This is a genomic window from Enterococcus sp. AZ126 (assembly GCF_051714545.1).
Classification (GTDB): Bacteria; Bacillota; Bacilli; order Lactobacillales; family Enterococcaceae; genus Enterococcus_L.
Genome location: NZ_JBIOSB010000001.1, coordinates 1,714,440 through 1,738,690 on the forward strand (window position 1 = coordinate 1,714,440; position 24,251 = coordinate 1,738,690).

Consider the following 24,251-nt stretch of genomic DNA (forward strand, 5'->3'; position numbering starts at 1 on the left):
GTAAAAAGCTCTTTAAAATTAAATGAAACAATTGCTAATTTGTCTTAACTTACAAAAAATAAATTTGGTTAGCTTTTTTAAATAGTTACTACTTAACGGAAATTCTATGGCACCAGAATTTCCGTTAAGTAGTATCTTTCTTAATTTAAACCAAAAAATTCATACTAATAAAAGGTTATTCTCAGATAATTAGATAGACAAATATTTATTATAATATATCAGAAAAAGAAATTTATTTTGATAAGTTTTTTGAAAGTTATCAACAGTTAAAGAACATAATTGAAACTTGTACGTATTACTAAGATTAGAATCTCTTAAAATACAACTCAAGTCACAAAATCCTTTCTAGTTCAATTAGAAACAATAATTAAACAAAAACTATAGTGAAGAATTTTCTCCATAAAAAATCAAACTTTTTGAAGTCACTACACAAAATTAGAAAAAGATAGTCTTTTTCTAAAACCTATATACAAGTGAAATTTTACTATTGAAGAAATTCTATAATTTTATCAAAAGCTAGTTGTTTTGCTCCAACTTGACAATGTTTTTCTCCTCCATCTTTCTTTGTAAATAGAACAGTTTCTATCTTGGACGCCTTAGTTAGTTTACTTTGTAAAAAACCTGTTCTATAGGTGGGAACGTACATATCATCATTACCAGCTAATAATAAAACATCCTGAGTAATATTTTTTTCAATACCTTCTAAAGTAAAATCTTTTAAATTGATTAATACCTCTGAGATACTACTTCTACCAAGTATTTCTTTAGCTTTAGTCAATTTAAATTGTAGATCAATATTTTCCTTAGCATATTGACCTACCAGTTCATCAAACTTAGATTTAACACTAGATTGAGACAAATCAGGAATTCTTTTCAATTCGGAGGGTGCTTTCATCAAGAAAGAATCAATCATGCAGTAAAATGTATCAAAAGCAATTACTGTTTTAACTCTATTATCAAAAGCCGCTGCTCGTAATGCAAGATACCCACCCAGAGACATTCCCATTAATGTAACCTCTTCAAGCTTTAAATAGTCTAAAACAGCACCAATCGGTTTTTCCCATTGATAAGTCATGGTTAATCCTTCTTTTAATGGAAGACCTTGACCAGGACCTTCAAACATCACAATATTATAGTTTGTTAGACTACTAAGATGAGATATGGATAATCTGATTAATTCTTCTATATAAGAATCAAACCCCCCGTGAAATACCAACCATTTTTTTGCATTTTTCTTTTTTATTATTGATACGGGCAATTTCACCCCTTCATAAGGAATTTTTAAAAAATCTAAATTGCAATATCCATCTATACTCTTATAAAAATTTTTCTTAATTAAATTATATGTTACCTCTTTTCTAGGATCTGTTTCTGGTAAAAAGAATTCTGCTAAATTATAGTAAGCAGTCGCTAACTCAAACTGCTCGTTTTGGTGATTTTTTTTACCTAAACTAGACCATTCTGTATACCAATCTTCAAGATCAAAAATTCTCTCACAAGATTGTTGTATTTGAGCTTGCACTTGATTATTATGCAAATAGGGTTCCATAAAACGATTAATTTGGAAGTCCAATTGCTCGTTTTCTAAATATTTTTTAAACATATTAATCCCTCCTTGTTTTAAATACTATAGCACTTATAGTGTGATATAATAGGTGCAATAAACACAAAATGTCCAATATTGGACACTTTGACTAATTTTGTATAGTTAAGAGGTATAAAATGGACTTACGTGATAAGAGAACCTTACTCTCTATAAAAAAAACATTTTTCGACTTACTTTTAAAAAAAGACTTAAAAAAAATTACTATAGATGATATTTGTAATCAAGCAATGATTGGGCGGTCTACATTTTACAATCATTTTCATGATAAATATGAGTTTTTAGAAAGAGAAAACCAAAAAATTTGTGAGATTATAAATGATACTCTTAAAGAAAGGTTTCTATTTGAAGATGTAGAAGATATATTTACAGAACTTTTTAATTCTATTGATACTGATTCTTTTATGATTTTAATTGAAATACAAGAAGAAGGAGTAAATCTGAAAAAAGACATCCATAAAATTCTTGAAACTCATTTCACAAAATTTGCTACAGAGATTTATTTAGAAAAAAATGGAGTATATCAATTGAATTTTCAAAAGAACTATTTTGTTCTATTGCACTTACGTTTATTGAAAGTACGATAAAATCGGGAAATATAAAGCAAAATAGTAAATTTATTAACAAAGTTCAAAAAGAATTATTTTACTAAAAACTCTAATTTGACCAATTATTTTGAGTTCATTTGAAAAGTTTAATTACTCATAGAATTGCAATCCCCTTCGAAATCAAGAAATTTTTAATCTCCTTTTTTTATTTTGAACAACTCTATTAAACACTAAAGAACCTTACAACAGAAGTATTCATAAAATGATCAATTACCTATACCCTATTGAACTTTTGTCTAACGAAAAAGCATCATGATTTTATTCATGATGCTTTTCTCCATTTTAAGCTGATTACTGCTTTTACTACTCAATCCATTGATTATCCGTGTTTGAAATCGATTGAAAGAATCGTTAATAACTCTGTTGCTCTTATTTGTTCTTATTCACTTCTACATATGTCCCTGCATGTGGCACATATCTACGTTCACACTCTGGACAATCAAAATAGGAATGTTGGTATACTTTTCTTGCCAGTTTACCACAATTACACTCCACGTAAAATGGCGTGGTTCTATTGTAGTTATCGATTGGAATTTCCCAACTATCATATACTGCTCGAGCCATTCTAACTTCCTCCTATCTATCCTTTTTGAGAATATTTTTCCACGTTCTCAAATGTGGTGGTAACATCTCTCTTTTTATTTCAATTTTCCAAATAAAATATAAAGCATATATACTTAAGAAAAAAATACCTACTAATATTGATAGTCGTAATAACAAGAATAACAAGTAAATCATTTTGAACCTCCTACCTATCGTTTTGGGGAAATCCTACTAGTCTTGGCTAATTGATTCCTTAAATTTAAATATGCCCTCTGAATACTCAAACTTCAAAATACAGCAGTTAGAAAATTTGATTGTTTTAATTTGCTCTTGAGATAGCCATTTCTGAATAAATCGATACATAGAGCCTCCATGACTAACACATAGAACATTATGATGACCTTCATTTTCCATAACCTCAACAAGAGTAGCATTCATTCTGTTTTGTACTTGTTCACTAGATTCTCCGCCGTAATCTACAAAAAAGTCTCCATATGAGGTCTCACCTGCTTTTATTTTAAGATTTAATTCTTCACTTTCACTCTCAAATAAACCGAAGTTCCATTCTTTGACTCCTTTTAATCGTATAATATTTTTGTAATCACATACTATTTCTGCAGTATCAACCGCTCTTTCTTGTGTCGACGAATACACATGATCAAAAATTATATCATGATCTAAAACGTAATCCCTAGCAATCTGAGCTTGGTTTATTCCTTGCTCAGTCAAAGGTGAATCACTTGATCCTTGAATTTTGCCCAATAAGTTAAATAGTGTTTGTCCATGTCTCATTAAATATAGTGTTTTCATACTCCTTATACCTATCCTTTATTTTATATTTGTATTTTTACTTCTATTACTAATCTCTTAAGGTTACTAGTCCTTTTTCTGTCATGTCACCATAAAAAGTTAATCCTAGTATATTTTTCTTTTGAAAATCTTTAAACTCCATTTATTCGCCTGCTTTCTTAAGATTTTTGGTTTAATTAAAAACACCATATATGTCATAAAAAGTTTTTTTGTGAAAGTTAATTTCATAAATTTGATTAATTTAGAAAAAGATCCTTATTAATTTCTTTTTTTCATAATAATTATAACTAGTACCATAATTAAAACCAGACATCCTAATATAATGAAGCCAATAGAAACTTTTTCACCTGTATTTAATAATCTACCTGAAGTTGGAGGGTCATTTAGCTTATTCATCTCATTGGGTTTTGTTGGTTCATCAGGAATCATTACCTTTTGTGTATTTCTAATAAGAATATTCCCCTGATTCTCATTATTAATGGATACGTCATACTCAGAAGGTACATCCACTTCTTTAACTGTATATACGATGTTCTGATTATTTTCTTTTTCTACTAGATCCGTCCATGTTGTAGTCCATTCGTTAACTTCATTTAGTTCTACTGGATCTCCTGATTGTTTCCCGTTTACATATAGTTGAACGTGAATACTGTCAGGACGAATTCCATCCTGATTGTTATTATCATCCCAAGATTTTGTCACTGTTACGCTTGTTTTTCCTGGCGTATATTGATTAGTGATCTTTGTTCCTTCAATAGTGGTTGAGTATTCGGGTACATTATCTTCTGTTACAGTGTATATAATTTCATAGCCTGCTTGATACTTTGGTAAGTTTGTAAAACTATAGGACCAATTATCTTTTTCACTAACTTCTTTAGAGTCAATTTTTACACCATCTGATAATAAATTAACTGTAATTTTATCAGGTCGTTTGCCATCTTGGTTATTTCCATCTTTCCAAATTTTATTCCCGCTGATTTCAGTTTCTTCAGTTATGTGTTTATTCGTTATAATGATATTCCCTTGATTTTCATCATTGATTGTAACTGTATAATGAGTATTAGTGTCTACTTCTTTCACAGTATAAATTATAATTTTACCTGATTCTTTTTCTGCTAGATCCTTCCATGTTGTAGTCCAGTCATTGCTTTCATTTAGTTCTACTAGATTTCCTAATTCTTTCCCGTTTGCATATAGTTGAACGTGAATATTATCAGGACGAATTCCATCTTGATTATTATTATCATCCCAAGATTTTGTCACTGTTACGCTTGTTTTTCCTGGTGTGTATTGATTGGTAATCGTTGTCCCTTTAATAATGGTTGAGTAGTCTGGTACATTATCTTCTGTTACAGTGTATATAATTTCATGGCCTGCTTTATATTTAGCTAAGTTTGTAAAACTATAGGACCAATTGTCTTTTTCACTAACTTCTTTAGAATCAATTTTTACACCATCTGATAATAAATTAACTGTAATTTTATCAGGTCGTTTGCCATCCTGATTATTTCCATCTTCCCATATTTTATTTCCATTAACTTCAGTGATTTCTGGTATATGTGTATTCGTTATTGTTGTTCCGTCGATAGTTGAAGTGTATTCTGGAACTTTAGTTTCATTAACTGTATAAATGATTTCCTTTCCATTTTTATATTTTGGTAAATTTTCAAACTGATAGATCCATCCTTGTTGTTCAGTCACTACCTTTGTTTGGACCCTCTCTCCATCTGCGAATAAATTGACTAAAATAAATAATGGTCGCTTGCCATCTTGATTATTCTCATCACTCCACTTTTTTGTTCCTTCTAAATTAATTGTTTCTGGATTATATGAGTTTTTTAAGAGAATAGCTTTTCCTTCGTCTGTATCCTTAATTGTTAACTCATAATCGGAATCTAATTCTTCTCTCGAAGTGTAATATAATTTATTTTCTTGCTCATCTTCAATCGGTAAATTGGCCCAAATATATTCCCATCCATTTTCTTCATTCAATATTTTTCTTTCACCAACTTTGATTTCATTACCCGTAGTTGTAACATCATTAGTAGTATATTTATATGGTTTATCGCTTTGATATAGTTGTACGAGTAATTCTACGGGACGTTTTCCATCTTGATTATTTGAATCATCCCAGTGTTTCAATACTGAGAATGAAGTTTCTGATGAATTTAAAATAATACTACTTCGTGTAGTTAAAACTTGTTTAATTTGTTGATATCCTCCTATAGGTTGTACGCCATTAGAAACAAATATCAAATGAAATGGCTGTCTAGTTTCAAGTATTGTATCCATATTAAAATAAATAGCTGTATCATCTGCCTTGTCATCATCGATAAATGATTTCGGTATATTAATATAAATTGTACGATCCTGATAATTTTTTTCAATCGTTACTTCTTTTGTGATATTTATTGTTTTAGAATGTTTATATAATTCTACTGTAATATTTGTTTCTTCATCCCTGATTTGAAAAAGTTTTTCTGTTTCAGAGTCTAAATTGTCTTCAAAACAAAGTTTATAATTATAATTTTCTCCATCCTCTCCATTCGGTTTTATTTCTTTCGCATTTATTTCTATATTTTTCATTTTGTCTATAACCTCTTGATAAGAAACATCATTAACTGGTTTCGTTTTTGCCTCCTCGTATAGTTCTTTCACTAACGGGTTAGAAGTAATCAATTTATCATCAAATTGTCCACCAGTAAATTTCCAAATAACAATTTGAACAGCCGCATATCGTGTCAACTCGTTAGCATCACTATATGAAGGAACATTTTCAATAGAAGCTTTTTTTTCTTGATTTTCATAGAATGTATCCATTAACCATAACACGGGGCCTGACATCTTTTCATCCAAATCAACTTTATACTCATTTCCAGTTGGATAGTATTTACTCTCATCTAAACAAAAATACAAATTATTATCATCATCTACTATTGTATATAACCTGGATTTTAACATGTCCAAATGTTTTAAATTGACATCTGAATTATCCTTAAGATTTACATCCCGTCGAACATTGATTATTGGACTAGGAGGTAATATGGTCGATTCCGCTTGCACAACTTGAGAAACACTAATAAATCCTGCTATTATGAATACTGAGTATATAAATTTTTTCATTTTTTTTCCTTCTTCCTCATTATTTATTAAAAGAATACTTTAAAATATAGATAAAAAATATTTAAATATTGTCGTAAACTCAGACATTTTTCATTTAAAGTCAAAAAAGGCGTTATTTAATAAATTAATTAACAGTAGGTAAGTTCTTATAAAAATGAATTATATACTTCAAATTATATAATATCATTAAAAACATTAGTTACATAATGATTTATTTTCTATTCTTAATATATACTGATTATCTCTGGCTATAAGTAAAAAAAACTAGTATACACTCAATTTTTCATTTATAATTATTTATTGTGAAAAGATAGCGATTTCATTGATATTTATATTTATTGTTACAACAATCATAACAAAATATTGAGAATCGACTATTTTTATTACATACATGTTTTTCACTAACTTCAATTCATAAAGATATCCCACGTATTTTCTATACGTGGGATACTCAATTTAATATGGCTCTATACTTTCTGATGTTGGTGAGAAATCACCGGCATCTTTTTTTAATGCAAAATAATAGAAAAGACATCTCGATATCCTTTAGAATTAAGTCGACTAAAACCAATTAAAAGGAGGAAATCAAGATGTCTTACACCAATCTTATCAAAAATACCTTAGATATTCTAGACTTAAATATTACTTTTACTGAAAATTCTTTAGAAAAAGAACGCATTAAGGGACGAATTTGTCAGGTATTTTCTGGTACATTAGACTATTTAGCCCACTCCTGTCTTCATTGTGGAGAGAAAGAAAAAGGAAAGATTATTCGTTGGGGCTATACGACTTGTCTTATTTTAATGAACGATGTGTCTGAGTATCAAACGTATTTACGCTTGAAGAAACGCCGTTTCTTCTGTTATTCCTGTGAAAGAACGTTCGTCGCTGAAACAAGTCTGATCCAAAAAGGGTGTTCGATTTCTAAGAAAGTGAAGCTATCCATTGCCGATCGATTAAGAAAGGTCACGTCTATGAGTGAGATTGCGCGTCAAAAGAAGGTCTCTGTTTCTTCTGTCTATCGCGTCTTGAAACAATTTTATGAACCGAAAAAAATCAATCGCCTGACCTTGCCTGAAGTCCTTTGTTTTGATGAATTTAAATCGGTTAAACAGGTCGCTGCTTCTATGAGTTTTATCATGATGGATGGTCAAACAAAGCAGTTAATTGATGTCATTGAAAACCGTCAATTGTCCTTTTTACAACGTTATTTTTCACGATTCTCTTTGTCTGTTCGTGAACGTGTAAAATATATCGTTTGTGATATGTACGCTCCTTATTTTTCTCTCGTCAAAAAATTGTTTCCTATGGCTCAGATTATTCTCGATCGCTTTCACATTGTCCAACACATTGGACGAACCTTTTTAAAACACCGCATTCAACGAATGAATCTGTTTCTCCAGAAAGGAACTGTAGAGGCAAAAAAATATCGACACTTGAAGAAGTGCTGGAAACTTCTTCAAAAGAACCAATCGAAGCTCGATTTTGAAAAACGCCAATGGCGTCCTTCTTTCCGCACCTATTTAACAGAAACAGAACTCGTTGATCGACTCCTTGCATATGATGAGGAGTTAAAATCTGGTTACACCTGTTATCAGAACGTTCTTTATGCGGTACAAACACGAGACTACACAAGATTCCACTCGCTATTAGAACAAGATTGTTCTGGACTTCCCGTCTATTACCAAACAGTTTTTTCTACCTTTAAGAAAGTTCAAAATGAAATTAAGCATGCTCTAGAATTATCCTATTCCAATGGCCCATTGGAATGCTTGAACAACCATATCAAAGTGTTAAAGAGAAATGCGTATGGGTTTCGTAACTTTTATAACTTTAAATTGAGAATTGCTTTATGCTTTGGTAACGTTCTTTTTCAGCCGAATAGAAAAACCTAGAGGTATTTTCCTCTAGGCCTTACAATAATTGATTTAATTCTTTGGATTTTCTTCACCAACATTAGTTGACAAAGAGCCTTTAATATCTATTAGAAGATTAAATAACTAATGAATTACAAACTTACTAGATTGTTCCATTTAATATTTTAAAAAATTTTTTATTCAAACATTTTCTTTGTGGCCTTCAGCAACGTAGGAATATCCTTATCATATCTTGGCGTTTTTACTAATTTAGACATTGGCACACCTGAAAAGTGGAAAGCTGCAATTTCACCAGAACGAACGGCACTTTGTTCGGTAAAAATCATTTGATAGGGTTGTTCTACAAACTCTCCAGTAAATGCTAGGTTTGTTGAATGTTCTGGAATAACTTTCGGTCTGTCTATCTTTGCTCTATTATTAAATAAAGCTGAAGCATATGGCATGTATACCGGTATATTATTAATAACACTATCTAATATTTTATCTTCTTTTTCAGCAATATTGATTGGACCAGGATCCACTTTAGATAATTGACCAATCAATTCTTGTACCATTTCTTTACCGGTCATTTTAATGTATTCCTTCTCAACAAATTCACCTTGACGTCTAGGATACAAGAAATATCCCCAAATAACTGTTTCATTTGGTTTTTGTGTTGTAAAGTGTGGTTGATGATGAACCACGATAGACATATTGACATCTTTTTGTCCTAATGGTGTTATTGGTATAGTTGAAACAAATGAATTTAGCGCATTCCCCGGAGTTTGAGTCGTGATTCTGATGATTTCATTTAGTAATAAATGATCTTTAGAAGTCAATGTAAAACTTACCCATTCACTTGCATCTCGGTCGGTAAAAAATTTATCCGGATTACCTAAATTATAAAATTTTTCACTGATATTTTTCCAAAGTGAGGAAGCCGCGCCATAATCCATATTTTCTGCTGCTGGCGTATCATAATCACCTAAGGTTGCTGAATCAGTAATCGAACCATTTGTGAAAATAACAGCTGTATCTTCATCAATTGACAAGTAATGATGTTCATTTGTTACTGTATCAATCATTTTAATTCCCGTTACAGTTATTTCATCTTGCATTTGAGTTTCTTTAAAATCAAAATCGGTCACTAAACGATTCAAAATAATTTCGCACCCTTGATCTTTCAAGTAGTTAATCAATGGCAACATGATACTTTCAAATTGATTATATCTCGTACGATTTACCCCTACTAAATGTTCAATTTGAGTGAATTCATAAATCATTTGGTGCATATACCGGCGAAATTCTTGTGCAGAACTTCTTGTTCTAAAAGCAAACGTAGTTTCCCACATAAACCAGAAGTTTGTTTCAAAAAAGTGCGGATCATCTTTAAAATATTCTGCAATTGTTATATTATCTAATTTTTCTTCTTCAGTGTCAGGCATGGAAATTAGTTTAGTCAATAGTGCTCGGTCAGTATTATTAAAACCTAATTTGCCACCATCGATGATTCCTTTTCCCCCTTCAAGTAAACGTGCTTTGTCGTATGTTCGATGTTTCGAATCAAAATCTCTGGTATCTTCTTCAGCCGTCATATTCGGTTCAGTTGCTGAAGGGATTCTACTCAATAAGTCCATCAAATCAACATACGTACGGTAGTTCAACATTCGACCACCACGTGCAATATACCCTTTGGTATTTTCCATCGGATGATTTTCATTCCAATATTCATCAATTACGGTATCAGTCGGTGCTCCATCATTTGATCCATGATCATCTAATGAATAAAATTTGATTTGAGAGCCACTCCAACCTCCTTCTTGAATGAGATAAACGGCCGCAGCCATATTTGCGATTCCAGCACCGATCATTACAGCTTTATTTTTTTTCATGATATTTTCTCCTTCCTATCTTGATTTTTATTTACTAGTATCATATTCATCATACAAATAACTATCATTGTCGAGCAAACCAGTTTTTTTACCTAAATACAGACTGCCAAGTGTTAATACTCCAAGACCTACACCAAATACGAATAATTTGTTTTTCATAAGATTACCTCTTTCTTCAATTTTTTCATGTAGCTATAAAAATTTAAATCGAATGTATATTTTTATTTAATAACTATTAGTAACTATAGCTTATTGTATTAAAATTATAGAAAAACTAATAAATTATTTTGAACTTACTTACATTTTTTCAAAGTGAATAGTATTTTGACTAGATTGATTAAGTTGCTCAGAATAGTTTCTAGTATCTACAATATTAGAAGGTTGACAAAGCATAACCACTAATATAATCCATCCTATTATAGGGATTAAACCTATCAAAATCCATGCAGCAGATCGGTTTGTATCGTGTAAGCGACGAGCTGTAAGTGTTATTTGTGCTATAAACATAATTAAACCAATAATCATTGTAAATGGATTAACATTTGTAAAATCTAAATAAGAAGTTCCTACTATAGCAATACCTGTACTATAAAATAGAATATTGAACAATATACTATAAACTATAGTTGGTATCCAGTATTGCTTCCTTGTAGCTGTGTAATTCCATTTAAACATGTCTTTCCAAAAATCTACTAATGCATTCATTGCCATCGTCTCCTTAAACTATTTATAAATTAATTATATTGCAAGTAACGGTTTTTTTTCATTAAAGTTTGTCGTTCTTCACGACAATTATAGCAGTATTTATATTTAGCTAATTGGATAATATCTAATTTAGTGGACAGGATTATAGATATTTCTTAAATAGACAAAATAAAATTATAAAATGATTTTTAGGTTAGATTCGCTATATCAAAAACGAATGTTTTTGGTATAGATAAAAGACTATCTATTAAAAATAGTCTTTTCCAAATTCAATAGTCAGTTAATGAATGACTAATTCTTCTCTTCTTAAAGTTTGAAATTCAAATAAGATAGGATTTATTCTTTGCCTAATTTCTTCATATTGATTTTTGTACTCTTCTATATGCTCTTCATTGACATCTAATAGCATAAATATTCCTTATTCAGTTTTTAATTATTTCTAATTTGATTAGCGGTAACTTCAATCACACCCAACGTAGTATTATTATCATCAACAAATTCCACTTCATAAATGCCATTGGTTTCATTCAAAATCATAACAATAACACCTCTTGTATTTGTTGGAATTTTTTTTGTAATATCCTCAGTACTATAAACAATATCATATTCTTTAAACATTATTTACTCCTATCTTTTTGTTGGTATTGAGGTTACTAACCTAATAATACCATCATTATTTTGAATCCATACAAATTCTATATTTATTGTTTTTCCATTTGCTCCTTTGACTGGAATAATTTGACTATATTTAGTTCCGTATTCAGTAACTGATGTCTGTTTTGCTTGATCACGACTAAATACTATTTGCTTACTTAACTGACTACTATTACTTTTGTTGAATCCTAAAGCTTTTTCAAACCAGTTAGCTTTTGAACTACCTACTGGATGTTCTTTGTTTAATAGATATCCATTTAATTTAGTTTCAACACTTTGTTGTGTGGCAATAGGATTTTTAAGTTGATTTGCATGATTAAATGTTTGAGCATTTCTAATGGCTGCAACAGTCAATCCTACCGACCAGACAGCATCCAAAACACCTGATTCTTTTAATTTTTCTACAAGGTCTTGTCCATGAGATAATGCACCTAATCCATAGATACGATCGTTTTTATCAAAGTAATTGTGTCCTGATTTTTGAGCATCATTTACACGTTTAGATAATTCTGTAGGCGATAATTCGAGAACATCCAATCCGTACTTTTTAACTAACAATCCTAAATCATTTGATAATTCTTTTTCATTAATTCGAAACGAGTGACCATTTTTCTCTAACATATAATAATCGACACCGTAATCTTTATCAACGACATGGATAATCGTTGCATCTTTTAACAATTCTTTATCACGTTTTTCAATCGTTTCTTCTCGAGCTGTCCACTGACTATTCAACGCTGTCGCCCATGTCATATCCGTAATCTTTGTATGATCAAAGGTTCCTGTAGACGAATTCCACGCTTTACCCGCCTGCGATAGCCCTGTAGCTATGGAACTATTTATTGAGGATATCTCAGAAAATAGTTGTGGCGATTGCGCATGGAACTCTCTCAATTTACGTAGTTTTTCTTCAATTTTCTTTTTTGCTGATTCATACATACCAATGACCATCGCATTTGATGCAAGTTGAAATGATTTTGATAAATCAGGTGTTTTGCTAGAATTAATTTCATTTCGTGTAGCCTCTGCTCGACCTAATAGTTGACTCACTTCACGTAATTGCTCTTCAAGTTCTGATTCTTTTAAACTAGCAGAATCAACCTTTGCTACATAATCTTCTGGAAACTTCTTTACTGCTTTTTCTACTGCCTCAGATAAAAGAATACCGCCTTTTACAAGCGGTGCTAATACCGCACTAAAATAATTTTTCCCTGAATCATAGGCTTTTCCTTTTAATGAAGGAGAACTCGATACAAAGTCCGTGATAGCTTTCGTTGCTTGATTATACCCCTCCACTTGATTTTTACATAGCTTACTAACACTTGATGCCTGCTCTTGAGAAGCTGATAGATACATATCAATACTCATTCTCTGATTCCTCCTTTTGGAATCGTTGTTTCTCATAAGCAAGATCGTCTCGTTGTCTTTCAATGGTTCGTTTTTGCATGTGCAGTTCATCACCATCTAATTCCAAACGTTCCATTATTTGTCTTGATTTTTGAGAAAATTCATCCAATAAGGATTCGAAAAATGAGCGTTCGTTGCTCTGTTGAAATTGATACGTCAACCGTTCGAAGAAACAGGTTGCATCCCTAAATTGGTCACTGTACTGTTCTTGGATTCGTTGTAATTGCTTTCCCTCAGAAATAAGTGTATCTTCCTTATCTAACAACGTTCGTTCTTTTTGTTGTATGTCTTCTAAACGGGTCATTTATTCCCACCGCCCAAATTAAAAGACTTAGATAATTCATTGTCCATTGCCTCAAAATCCTTAGCGACACTTTGGATATTCCCCGAAGCAGTATGAATCGCCTGTGCTATTTTAGTTGCACTTTGTTGGCACATAGTAATCGCTTCTTGCGCCTTGGCATTACCTGCGACTGTCGTTTGAGAATCTTGTGTGACAGAAACAGATTGAATTAATTGGTCTGTCGCATTCTTTAAAGATGTTGCTTTTTGACTTGCTGTCCCTAAATCACTTTGAATCGCCATCTGTCCATACTCCTTTAATTACTATATGTAATTAAATTGTACCACAATAACAATTAAAATTTAATAAACAATAAAAATAGGTAAATACTTGTCGAATTTCTATAGTCTAATTTTTTGAGCTTGCTTATGTTTCCGATAGCTTTTGCAAACTAAAAAATATAATTCAATACTTTATTTTATGCAATATAGGTATACCCTATTGAACTTTTGTCTAACGAAAAAGCATCATGATTTTATTCATGATGCTTTTCTCCATTTTAAGCTGATTACTGCTTTTACTACTCAATCCATTGATTATCCGTGTTTGAAATCGATTGAAAGAATCGTTAATAACTCTGTTGCTCTCATTTGTTCTTATTCACTTCTACATATGTCCCTGCATGTGGCACATATCTACGTTCACACTCTGGACAATCAAAATAGGAATGTTGGTATACTTTTCTTGCCAGTTTACCACAATTACACTCCACGTAAAATGGCGTGGTTCTATTGTAGTTATCGATTGGAATTTCCCAACTATCATATACTGCTCGAGCCATTCTAACTTCCTCCTATCTATCCTTTTTGAGAATATTTTTCCACGTTCTCAAATGTGGTGGTAACATCTCTTTTTTTATTTCAATTTTCCAAACAAAATATAAAGTATAGATACCAAAGAAAAAAATACCTAATAATATTGATAGTCGTAATAACAAGAGTAACAAGTAACTCATTTTGAGCCTCCTATCTATCCTTTTTGAAACTATAATTTTTTATCTAGCTACAGTGTGAGATCTAGCGGAGGATATGAATAAAAAAAACGAACTATCGACAATGTCAACCTCTGATCTGCCTTTTAAAAGTTGCACCCTATATGAATTTAGGTGGCAGCTTACATAGCAAAATAACTTCTATATACAATACTTGAACATCCCAAATTATATAAATACAATTTGTATTCTAATGTGTTTCGGTGAAAATATTTTTACTTTTTCATCCTAAAGAACGATTTCCTCCAGATTCTACCCTTCTTTATGATTAAAATGGTGAATGATTTTAGGAATAACCACTCGTGTATATAACCAAATAATAATAAAAAAAGTACCAGGAAGTATCCAAACAGTAAATGATTTTATTGGCTCATCACGAATAAGCTCATTAACAATATAGGTTATATAACAACTACAGAAAAAGCATAATAACATATTTTTAATATAATTTATTTTTAATTTCAACTTTCGACTTACTTCTTCATTGTAATTCAACTCATAATTATCGGTATTTATTAGCAAGGTAATAAGTGTCCCAAAAACACCTAATTTCCCAGTTTTGTCAGCAATTATGACTAAAAAAGACAACACAATAATTATAGGTAAAAATACTAAAATACCTTTTATCTCTCTTTTCATTTTACACACCTCTATCTATGTCATACAATTATAATATATAATGTAAATTTAATGAAATGGAGTGGGAATTTTGATTGCAAACTTTAGAGATTTAGGTGGACTTACTGGTTATAATAATCAGATTATAAAAACAGGAAAAATTTTTAGGAGTTCCCAATTGAGTGGATTATCAAAAGAAGAAATGGATGATTTAATCCAGCTAGACATTAAAACAATTGTTGATTTCAGAAACAAATCTGAAAGAGAGCAAAATCCTGACGATCCTATTCCTAATGCAACATACGTATCTATTGATGTTCTTGATAATTCCAACGATTTAAGTCCAGATATAACTACCATAATGAATAATGCCAATCAAATAAACAAGCTTATGGATACAATCTATGCAAGTTTTGTTACGTCTGAAACTGCCAATAAAGGATACAGCAAATTTTTAGAATTAATTTTAAGTGATGAAGGAACTCCGCTTGTCTTTCACTGTACTTTTGGTAAAGATAGAACAGGGTATGGTGCAGCCCTTATTTTAAAAATATTAGGCGTATCTGAAAAAGATATTTTATCTAATTATATAGACAGCAATCAGGAGCTCAAACAATTCAATCAAGGACTTTTAGATCAATTAAAAAAAGCATATGGATTCTCTGATGAAAACATTCAGGAAATTACCCCTCTTTTGCAAGTCAATAGTAGTTATTTAGAGCATACTTTTTTAACAATCAAAAATGAATATCAGGATTTTGATTCTTATTTAGAAAAAGCATTGGACTTCGATCAATCAAAATTAACTCTATTTAGGAAAAAATTTTTAGTTGATGAGTAAAAGAATGGTCTTACATTAGAATTTGTTCTCCTTTACTAAACTAAACAAGGACCTAGAGAAATTTCTCTCTAGGTCCTTGTTGAATTAGTATACCTTTTTAAATTTTTTCCAACTAATTCAATACGTCATTTCATATTATAGTTTCGGCACTTCTGATAAAGTCCATTGGATCGTTCCTACATAATCCCCAAGAGTATTTCCCGTACTCATTGATGCTGGATTATAAATTAGCTTCACACCATTTGACTTATCTGTTTCTCCCCATTCTGAAGAAATATTCACACTGCCTTTTTTTGTTCCATTTTCAATAATAGAATCTGATTCGCTCAACATTATTGAATTTTCACCATTGTTGTTATTATATTTCAAGGCGTTTGGCATAATCATGTTCGTGGTATCATTCGTCATTGATTTTGTCACCTTTGCAGATAAAACCCAGCCAGTCGTTTTAGAAGACCTTGTATCTAATACTGTTAAGTCATTATCTATAGTTGGATTATCAACGGTTTGCACATCACTCGATACCTTTAAGGAACCAAAATCGATTGTTTGTGGCGTCGAGGTTATTTTTAGCACCCCATCAAATGTATAGGTTGCTGTATCCCCTTTTCCCGAAATAGTGATCGTTGTCATATCAGGTGATTTAATTAATTGATGGTTCGAGGTAGTTAAATCATTGATTACCTTTTGAACGTCACTATTTTTATTTAGGTCTATTGCTGTTCCTACTGGAGCTTCTATAACAATAGGAGCATGCAGTTGATTGTCATCTAGATCAACAAAATTGATCGTCAATGACGTGTCTAAAATAACATCTGTGGTAACAGTATTTGACTCCTTCTCAAAGGTACTCCCTACATCATCTTTTCCAGTGGCCTTTGCTGTATTACTAATCGTAGTTAAAAGATTCGTTCTATTAACTTTCGCTTTGAATGTAATCGTAGCAATATTTTCACCAGAAGCCGTTTTTGGTAGAATCGTTCCTAGAGGTACTGTTAATTTACGAGAAACTTTTTCATAGGTCGCATTGCTAACTGAAGTGCCATTGACCTTGACATCTGCTGTTGCTGGATCATAATCTAATCCTTCATCCACAATATCTGTCAGATTAACATCCTTCCAATTAATTCCACTACCTGCTATTTCATCATTCGAAACGTTTATCGTAAAGGTAAGTGTACTTCCTACTCCTATTTTATCCGTATCTGATGAAAAACTTTTCGCTACAGTCGCTTGAGTAATCACACCTTTTTCTACAACATAAACAGTTGCAGGGGCAAACTCAGCATCTCTGTATGTTGTTTTATTGATTGGATTTCGATTACTATTACCTATGCGAGTATTTTCTAGCCCTACTGTATTGAAATCAGCTGGTAATTCTGATGTATTCTCCAAATATATACGAACTTTGTCCCCAATTTTATATTTATTTGCTAAATCAAAATGCCAATTCCCAGAAGCATCAGCTTTTCCTGCTTCTTGAATAGCCCCATCATTGACTTGAATGTAAACATTAGCATTTTCTTGAATCCCAGAAGCAGTTAATTCAGAGTCAACATCTGTTATTTTCCCTTTCGTTAACTGGATTGGATCTGGCGGTGACACTAGAAGTACTTTAGTGCTTGATTCATCTGCAGTTCTGTAAGGAATCATTTGGCCATTGCCATTGTCGATTTTAGAAGCAATCCCAGTTACATCATCATTGCCAATTTGGAATCCTGGTATCTTATGATTTTCTTTTGTCCACGTTACATAATTATCTGAGCCACTGTACCCTGTATACGTATTTCCTAATGTATCCGTAAATGCAATTTGTGCTATTCGATTTGCATCTGCGTATACATTATTCATTATCGCATCCCCATTAGGATCAAATGGATTAGACCCACCGGCAGCTACTTGACCTAATAAGACTTTTGCTTTTTGACTATAATCTGCTGTGGTCACATAATCCCATTGAATTTCAGGAACAGAATTTAAACCATTGATACGTCGATATTGATTTCGTACGAATGTATTTTGTAACCCACTATTGGAACTAGTTGCTTTAGCAGCATTTGAGTTACTATTAATACTAAATGTCTCTACATTTGGATACGTCAAATCTGGCGCAGCTGTTGTAGCTGTTGCTGTCTTCCATAACGAAATATCAGATGAATTAACATTAAAATTAAACGTACCACTCGTATTAAACCCTAACGCTCCAGCAGATGCTAAATTTGTTATGTCAAAACTGTCAGGATTATTAATAGTAACAGTTGCATTTGAACTACTACGATTAGGGGCGTAATAGCCAATAACACCTGAATAACCACTAGTATTTCTAGAATTATTTCCGACAATATTGACATTACTGTCTTTATTAAATTCAACTGAAATATTGTTAGGAGTAGAATTTGTTCCTCCGTTTGTACTATTTGACGAACCTAAAGCAATAGTTGGAGAATTAGTACTTCTTGAAAGTAAATTCACAGTAGAATTGTTTTGTGCTATAAATTTCGCATTATCTACGTTAAAACTTACAGCTGAACCAGCAACATTTGCATTAAATGTCGCACTTTCTCCAACATTTATCTCATCAAAAAATTCATAAATCGCAGGATATCCTGTTCCAGTATTCGTATTGTGTAAATAAACGAATGAACCTTGTCCAACTTCAAATTTTCTGCTACCAGTAGAATTTGGATCACTTGCTTTTAACGTATTATCGATAAACCAGATCGTTGAATAGTTGTAGGCTGCTATTTCACCTCTATAATACGTATGCGGATCAATATCTATCCCACCTGCATAAAAATTTTCAGCTCCAGTGACAATTTGATTATATCCCCACATACTAATTTGAGCACGATTTCCACCAATTAATCGTCCACCTACTCGTTGATTTGATGTAGGTCTACTTGAATCATAAGGAGTGGTTACATTTCCTACTCGATAGCGCCATAATCCTCTTTGTACACCATAACCAGCGCCCGGTCCCCATTCTCCATTCCCATTAATAAAAGACCAAGCAGTTGATAAATTACCTTCTAAAGCACCTACAGAAGAGTTGTTGATAATACTAATATCATGCATATGAAAAACGGGAACATCTGAAAAGTTTTTAGTAAATACGTCCAAACTTCTTAAAGTATCAAAATTCAAAGAACCATTGGTCATAGTCAATGTATAGTTATTTCCATCTAATTCTAATGATTCTGTTCTATTTAGTCCAATAGCCGTATTATATGTGATATTGGCGGTCAATATAATTTTAGAAACGGTATTGTCTTGAAACGCTGCCCTAAAATCTGCCCATGTCCCGACACTTTTAACATTAGTTTCTGGCCTAAAATTGTATTTTTTATTCCATGCATCATTTTGTGTTGCATTTAATGGAGAAAATTTACTTTGATAAGTCGTTTTCGTCATTGCGCCAGTAATTTTATCATTTTCTAGTGATCCAGCGCTCGGACTAATCGAACCAGATACAGTTTCAGCTGATTCCTGATCTGCTTTTATTTTACTAGTTGTTACATAAGTAAACAAAATAGATAAGCTCATGCAAATAAACACTGTAGCTATTACTATTTTTTTTATTTTTTTCATTTAATTCTTCCCTCCTAATTTATTTATACAAAAAGTCGTAGGAAGTTAATTGAATATAGTTGACTTTCAAAAATTACTATGAATAATATTCTTGTTCTATTTCTTTGTCTTCTATATTTTTACTACACTTAAATAACATGAACCATTAAAAATACTACTTATTTATCCGACAACTTACTTCCTATTCTTTAAAGAGGCTAGGACATAACTCTTCGAGTTATATCCTAGCCTTAAGGAATCCGAATAAACGGCGGGAGCATAAGCTACGCCTTCTGTTCCAAGCTTAAAATCATTTATAAATAGTGATTAAATTAAGCACCTGGTGTAGCTTCTGGTTCAGTCGGTGTAGCTGGTGTAGCTGCAATTGTCCATGTCACAGTTGAAGTATAGTCACCTAATGTCATTGACGCTACTGTTGCTTGAGGAACAGTTAGTGTAACGGATGAACCAGTTGTGTCAGTTCCAGCTGGCGTAACGCTTGTTCCAATTACAGCATTCGATGCATCGTAATCAGCACTTTGGCCGAATTCCATTACATACGTACCTGCACCTTTACCTTTAGCTGCATTTACTACAGTTACTGCACTTCCATCTTCACCTAATGTGAATGCTGAAGAATCAAATGCAGGAGCGATGTCTTTATTGATTGATTTTGTTTCAATCAACGAATTAGTATAACTAATTGTTGCACCACCTAATTTTTTAGAACCATCAGCAAGCGCGAATTGTTTTGTCATCGCTGCAGTGATTGTATAGCCTTCGTTTGTACCTCGGATATCAGACCAAGAAACTAATGCACCACGTTTTTTATCAGAAGGTTTTCCTTCGCTATCTAAAAGTGTAATTGCCGCCGCATTATTTTTAAGCTGAGCATTACCTGTTTTAATCGTTCCAAATTCTAGATCTGTTGTATTTGTGATCGCTAATGGTCCAGTTTCTCCTGGTTTTACTCCTGGTGTACTTGGATCAATATCTGGTCCTTGATCTGGATTTTCTGGATCAACGATTGGATCTTCAGGTTTTGCTTCCCCTACTTCAACTTTTACGTGACCATTTGATTCTGCAGCATTAACAGCGCTTGGTGCTACAAGACCCAGTGCCAATGCAGATAATAATGTGATAGAGCTTAAACTTCTTAATTTCATTTTGTTTTCCTCCTTGGAAAAAAGTTATTTATACAAAAGAGAGATTCTCTGATGCCGATATTAAGTTGGACCTGCAAGCAATGTCCATGTTAAAGTTGTTGAATATTCAACAGGATAAATTTTTGTCTCTTTAGGAATAGTTAAAGAGATGGCCGAATTTTTAAATTGCGGCTTGTTATACGCTTCGTTTATTAATTGATTTCCCTCCGCATCTTTTAAAGGCGTAAGCGTAGGTTTTTGGCCTTGCTTATTTTCTTTAGAAGCGCCAAATGCGATTGTCCAAGAACCTTTTCCCTCATTCTTACCAGCGGAAGCAATGGTATAGGCTGTATTAAATGCATCTACAGAAACAGAATCTCTTGTAACCAAAGGTGTTTGACCTGTTCCATTAGTATTCGCCCATCCATTATCAAAAGATAATACAGCACCTTTTAATTCTTGGTTACTAAGATCTTGAATAATTGAATTATGGAATTGATTTTTTTGAGTCAACTGTAATTGCCAACCATCATCTGGACGAAAATCAGATACTTGAATGTAGTATCCACGTGCTGAAGTATCATCTAAAAATAATTGAGCTAATGAATTAAATTTTCTATCTTTAGCATTCAAATCCTCAGAACCAAAATTCAAAGAAGAAATATAATCAATTCGCAATGCCCCAGTAGTTGATGGTCCTTGTCCTGGATTTACAATATTTTGAGGATTTTCAGGATCAATAATACCAGAAGTACCCGAGTCCTCAACTGAAACTCTGCCATTTTCCTCAGCAGCAAAAGCTGGGACTGAATTGATTGTAAGAAGAACTAATAAGAAAAGAACAGATTGAATTTTATTCCTCATTATTAGACCTCCTTTTTTTCAAAAACCATACAAATAAAATACCTATACCAAGAATTAAAACACCTAAGAGTATAATGAATCGGCTGGCTTTTTCACCTGTATTAGGAAAAAGTCCCTGTGGTTTCTTGTGCGGCGTACTTGAATTTGAATCACTTGATGCCTTGCTGTCGGTACTACTGGTACTGCTAGTATCATAGAAAATAATTTTCCCATCTACATCTGCTTGTCCACCATTATCAGCAGTGGCAACAGTAGGAATAAAAATGGCGATACATAAAATACATAGTAATACTACTTTTTTTATCAAATTTAACACCCCTTTACTTTTCTAAATAATTGAAAAATTACTTTTTAATACTCCTTTGATATCAGAACTTTCTATTAGACCATATCTACGGCTATCATTTTTAAAAAAACGATTATCGTTTAACACTAAATACTGATTATTCGGAATTTCCATTTTGTTAATAAGATCATACAACGTAAAATCTTCTGTAAAAAAACCTCCCGCCAATTCGCTTTCACTAATTTCTTTACGAATAAATAGCTCTGACTGTTCTTTTCCATTTACATAAAGGATGTCATTTTTATACCGTATGTTTTCTCCTGGCAATCCAATAACTCTTCGAATTGAATACGTAGAATTCTGTTTCATCAAAACAATGTCAAATCTTTTTAATTCATGATCTCCTTTTTCAAAAAGAGCAATATCATTTATACTCAACGATGGACTCATTGAATACTCTCCAACTTTTTTTACTGAAAATTTAATATTAAACAAACAAAGAAAAATAAGAGTAGAGATTGTTAAAATAGATACGACTCGAATCATCAACTTCATTTCTAGTCCTTCTCTTTTGCACCATTTTCTAAAGAATTTGCATTGATTTTATAAAATTCAAACGCTTTGTTCTCACTATCTTTAACTCTTGCTAATTCAGCTTTATAGGATTCTAATACGTTGTTTTTATTGCCGTAAAAAGAATTCATATCTCTTGTTGCATTCATCCCTAATTGCCCAACCATGCTATAATACTTATTGATCAATCTCTGCCCTTCCTTCGTATTCGAAGTATCTGCTTGCTTATTTGAATAAGTGGCCATTGATAAAGCTAAGTACTTGATATTTTGTTTGCTTGACTCTTCATCTTCAGAAACAGAAGCTTTTTCTATTTCTTTAGAAAAGTCATCCACTAAAAAATACCCTCGAACAATCGAATCGGAATCTAAAGATGCAACATTAATTGTTTGATAATAAATAAAACCAAATAATCCAGATAATACAACTATCTCTAAAATAGATAATAAAATTACTTGATTTCGTTGCTTTCTCACTTTTCTTTCTAACTGAGCTCTTCTTTTCTTAAATCTTTTTTTATTTTTCTTCTTCTTTTGTAAAAAAATGTTCAATTTTTTTTTTTTCAAAATCACTAATACTATGCTAAGAATCCATAAAAAGAATAATATTAACGCTGTAGTAATTAATGTTACTTGAATCATTTGAGAAATCTTCATACGTCAGACTTCGACTTTCTTTTTTTCTTTTGAACGTTGTTCACCTTTTTTTTCTTTTGCGCTTTATTCGCTCTTTTTTTCTTTTTCACAAAAAAATAGTAAATTGCTGTAACGATACCAACAATAACTATAAAACCTGTAACGATCGCTAGGATCAACTTCCAGTCAACGGTCTCTTGCGTTAATGCTGAATTTTTTTCATTGTATTTATCTGCATCTTTTTTTGTGATTTCAAATTCTTCTTCCCAATTCCAAGATTGACTACCGATCAGAGCATTTACTCTAGCTACGTACTTTCCTGGTACCATATCCTCATTATTCATTGATATCGGAAAATCAAAATAGCTATTCGGTGCCATTTCAATTCCTGTTTGTCGCGCTTCATACAGAATTTCTTTACTACCCGATTTAGATATTTGAGCTTCTAATGTCATGTTTGCTTCATATGTTGGGACACTATTTGCTATACGAGTAAAAATAGTATTGTTATAATTTCGGTCTGCTGCATATGTCTTTCGATAGGCTAAATCAGGTTTAACTTCATTTTTGTTTTCTCTCAATAAAATCGCTATTACATAAGCATATTCATTCTTCACTCGAGATCCATTTGCTTGTTTTTCAGTCGTATCATCGTCTTTCGCTTTTAATGTCAGCCCACCTGCAATCACTCCGTCATAAGCAATTTCAGGCATCTTAATTGATACTTCTAACGTTTTTGTTTCTTTTGGCTTCAATACTATTTCTTTTTCGGTAGTAACGATATTGTTAAAATCTATAGTCATTGACTCATCTTTATCGATATTTTTTTGATTGTATTCTATGACCCCGTTACTGTTCGTTTTTGCTGAATCTAATGTTGTTTCAATTGTTTGCTCTTTATCAGACAAACTAGTAATATTAATTTTTAATTTTTGCTCTTGTTTTGGAGTCATCATTAAATCGAAGTATCCAATTTCTGCGTCTAATTGATTATCAGGTTTTTCTATCCTATATGTATAAGCCATTCCAGTATCTGTTGCATAAGCAACATTTGGAGATTGCCAAATTATAAATGCTATAAAAAAAAGCGATAATATACTATTTACTATTTTTTTTTTCATATGAACTCCTTCAGTATCTTGATTAAATTAATAAATTGAAATTTCAACTATACTGTAACGAATTTT

The 24,251-nt window shown here is 31.9% G+C and carries 23 protein-coding genes; 3 read left to right on the top strand and 20 right to left on the bottom strand.

Annotation, left to right across the window (positions count from 1 at the left end; all coding sequences use genetic code 11):
- Nucleotides 1-484: 484 nt before the first annotated feature.
- Entirely contained in the window at nucleotides 485-1,603 is a 1,119-nt protein-coding gene (locus tag IGI43_RS08225) for an alpha/beta hydrolase family protein (RefSeq protein WP_438757328.1), read from the bottom strand.
- 119 nt (nucleotides 1,604-1,722) lie between these two features.
- Between IGI43_RS08225 and IGI43_RS08230 the strand changes: the two genes are divergently transcribed.
- Entirely contained in the window at nucleotides 1,723-2,190 is a 468-nt protein-coding gene (locus IGI43_RS08230; RefSeq protein ID WP_438757329.1) for a TetR/AcrR family transcriptional regulator, read from the top strand.
- A 390-nt stretch (nucleotides 2,191-2,580) separates the two neighbouring features.
- Here the strand turns inward: IGI43_RS08230 and IGI43_RS08235 are convergent, their stop codons facing one another.
- From IGI43_RS08235 to IGI43_RS08245, 3 genes are all read right to left on the bottom strand, one after another.
- Nucleotides 2,581-2,775 carry a transcriptional regulator gene (locus IGI43_RS08235; protein WP_438757330.1) on the bottom strand — a complete coding sequence of 65 codons (195 nt, stop codon included), beginning with the start codon at nucleotides 2,773-2,775 and terminating at the stop codon, nucleotides 2,581-2,583.
- A gap of 210 nt (nucleotides 2,776-2,985) precedes the next feature.
- Nucleotides 2,986-3,564: a histidine phosphatase family protein gene (locus IGI43_RS08240; RefSeq protein ID WP_438757331.1), complete on the bottom strand. Its 579-nt coding sequence runs from the start codon at nucleotides 3,562-3,564 to the stop codon at nucleotides 2,986-2,988.
- A gap of 258 nt (nucleotides 3,565-3,822) precedes the next feature.
- Nucleotides 3,823-6,687 carry a Cna B-type domain-containing protein gene (locus IGI43_RS08245; RefSeq protein WP_438757332.1) on the bottom strand — a complete coding sequence of 955 codons (2,865 nt, stop codon included), beginning with the start codon at nucleotides 6,685-6,687 and terminating at the stop codon, nucleotides 3,823-3,825.
- Nucleotides 6,688-7,277: 590 nt separating this feature from the next.
- Here IGI43_RS08245 and IGI43_RS08250 point away from each other — a divergent pair.
- Nucleotides 7,278-8,582: an ISL3 family transposase gene (locus IGI43_RS08250; RefSeq protein ID WP_438756467.1), complete on the top strand. Its 1,305-nt coding sequence runs from the start codon at nucleotides 7,278-7,280 to the stop codon at nucleotides 8,580-8,582.
- 158 nt (nucleotides 8,583-8,740) lie between these two features.
- Here IGI43_RS08250 and IGI43_RS08255 read toward each other — a convergent pair whose 3' ends face one another.
- From IGI43_RS08255 to IGI43_RS08295, 9 genes are all read right to left on the bottom strand, one after another.
- The gene (locus tag IGI43_RS08255; protein ID WP_438757333.1) at nucleotides 8,741-10,435 is read right to left on the bottom strand and encodes an oleate hydratase; all 1,695 of its coding nucleotides are present in this window, start codon (nucleotides 10,433-10,435) and stop codon (nucleotides 8,741-8,743) included.
- Between the two features lie 27 nt (nucleotides 10,436-10,462).
- Nucleotides 10,463-10,594, bottom strand: coding sequence for a methanol dehydrogenase (locus tag IGI43_RS08260; RefSeq protein WP_438757334.1), 132 nt, complete (start codon nucleotides 10,592-10,594; stop codon nucleotides 10,463-10,465).
- A gap of 138 nt (nucleotides 10,595-10,732) precedes the next feature.
- Entirely contained in the window at nucleotides 10,733-11,140 is a 408-nt protein-coding gene (locus IGI43_RS08265) for a DUF805 domain-containing protein (protein WP_438757335.1), read from the bottom strand.
- Between the two features lie 429 nt (nucleotides 11,141-11,569).
- Nucleotides 11,570-11,758 carry a DUF4926 domain-containing protein gene (locus tag IGI43_RS08270; RefSeq protein ID WP_438757336.1) on the bottom strand — a complete coding sequence of 63 codons (189 nt, stop codon included), beginning with the start codon at nucleotides 11,756-11,758 and terminating at the stop codon, nucleotides 11,570-11,572.
- Between the two features lie 9 nt (nucleotides 11,759-11,767).
- Nucleotides 11,768-13,162, bottom strand: coding sequence for a DUF6883 domain-containing protein (locus IGI43_RS08275; protein WP_438757337.1), 1,395 nt, complete (start codon nucleotides 13,160-13,162; stop codon nucleotides 11,768-11,770).
- Nucleotides 13,152-13,505, bottom strand: a complete 354-nt coding sequence (locus IGI43_RS08280) for a DUF3958 family protein (protein ID WP_438757338.1) — start codon at nucleotides 13,503-13,505, stop codon at nucleotides 13,152-13,154. Before IGI43_RS08280 ends, IGI43_RS08275 begins: the two co-directional genes overlap by 11 nt.
- Complete coding sequence (locus tag IGI43_RS08285; protein ID WP_438757339.1) at nucleotides 13,502-13,786, bottom strand: TIGR04197 family type VII secretion effector; 285 nt, start codon at nucleotides 13,784-13,786, stop codon at nucleotides 13,502-13,504. The genes IGI43_RS08280 and IGI43_RS08285 overlap by 4 nt, the downstream gene beginning before the upstream one ends.
- A 344-nt stretch (nucleotides 13,787-14,130) precedes the next feature.
- Nucleotides 14,131-14,325, bottom strand: coding sequence for a transcriptional regulator (locus IGI43_RS08290; RefSeq protein WP_438757330.1), 195 nt, complete (start codon nucleotides 14,323-14,325; stop codon nucleotides 14,131-14,133).
- 462 nt (nucleotides 14,326-14,787) lie between these two features.
- Complete coding sequence (locus IGI43_RS08295; RefSeq protein ID WP_438757340.1) at nucleotides 14,788-15,174, bottom strand: hypothetical protein; 387 nt, start codon at nucleotides 15,172-15,174, stop codon at nucleotides 14,788-14,790.
- Nucleotides 15,175-15,244: 70 nt separating this feature from the next.
- Between IGI43_RS08295 and IGI43_RS08300 the strand changes: the two genes are divergently transcribed.
- Nucleotides 15,245-15,994, top strand: a complete 750-nt coding sequence (locus IGI43_RS08300; protein WP_438757341.1) for a tyrosine-protein phosphatase — start codon at nucleotides 15,245-15,247, stop codon at nucleotides 15,992-15,994.
- Nucleotides 15,995-16,129: 135 nt separating this feature from the next.
- Here IGI43_RS08300 and IGI43_RS08305 read toward each other — a convergent pair whose 3' ends face one another.
- From IGI43_RS08305 to IGI43_RS08335, 7 genes are all read right to left on the bottom strand, one after another.
- Nucleotides 16,130-19,582 (bottom strand): pectate lyase-like adhesive domain-containing protein, encoded by a 3,453-nt coding sequence (locus IGI43_RS08305; RefSeq protein ID WP_438757342.1) that lies wholly within the window; start codon nucleotides 19,580-19,582, stop codon nucleotides 16,130-16,132.
- 311 nt (nucleotides 19,583-19,893) lie between these two features.
- Nucleotides 19,894-20,727, bottom strand: coding sequence for a WxL domain-containing protein (locus IGI43_RS08310; RefSeq protein ID WP_438757343.1), 834 nt, complete (start codon nucleotides 20,725-20,727; stop codon nucleotides 19,894-19,896).
- A gap of 60 nt (nucleotides 20,728-20,787) precedes the next feature.
- Complete coding sequence (locus IGI43_RS08315; protein WP_438757344.1) at nucleotides 20,788-21,570, bottom strand: WxL domain-containing protein; 783 nt, start codon at nucleotides 21,568-21,570, stop codon at nucleotides 20,788-20,790.
- Nucleotides 21,560-21,877, bottom strand: coding sequence for an LPXTG cell wall anchor domain-containing protein (locus IGI43_RS08320; protein WP_438757345.1), 318 nt, complete (start codon nucleotides 21,875-21,877; stop codon nucleotides 21,560-21,562). Before IGI43_RS08320 ends, IGI43_RS08315 begins: the two co-directional genes overlap by 11 nt.
- A 21-nt stretch (nucleotides 21,878-21,898) precedes the next feature.
- Nucleotides 21,899-22,411, bottom strand: a complete 513-nt coding sequence (lepB, locus tag IGI43_RS08325) for a signal peptidase I (RefSeq protein WP_438757346.1) — start codon at nucleotides 22,409-22,411, stop codon at nucleotides 21,899-21,901.
- A gap of 2 nt (nucleotides 22,412-22,413) precedes the next feature.
- The gene (locus IGI43_RS08330; protein ID WP_438757347.1) at nucleotides 22,414-23,085 is read right to left on the bottom strand and encodes a hypothetical protein; all 672 of its coding nucleotides are present in this window, start codon (nucleotides 23,083-23,085) and stop codon (nucleotides 22,414-22,416) included.
- Nucleotides 23,082-24,185, bottom strand: coding sequence for a DUF916 and DUF3324 domain-containing protein (locus tag IGI43_RS08335; protein ID WP_438757348.1), 1,104 nt, complete (start codon nucleotides 24,183-24,185; stop codon nucleotides 23,082-23,084). The genes IGI43_RS08330 and IGI43_RS08335 overlap by 4 nt, the downstream gene beginning before the upstream one ends.
- Nucleotides 24,186-24,251 lie beyond the last annotated feature (66 nt).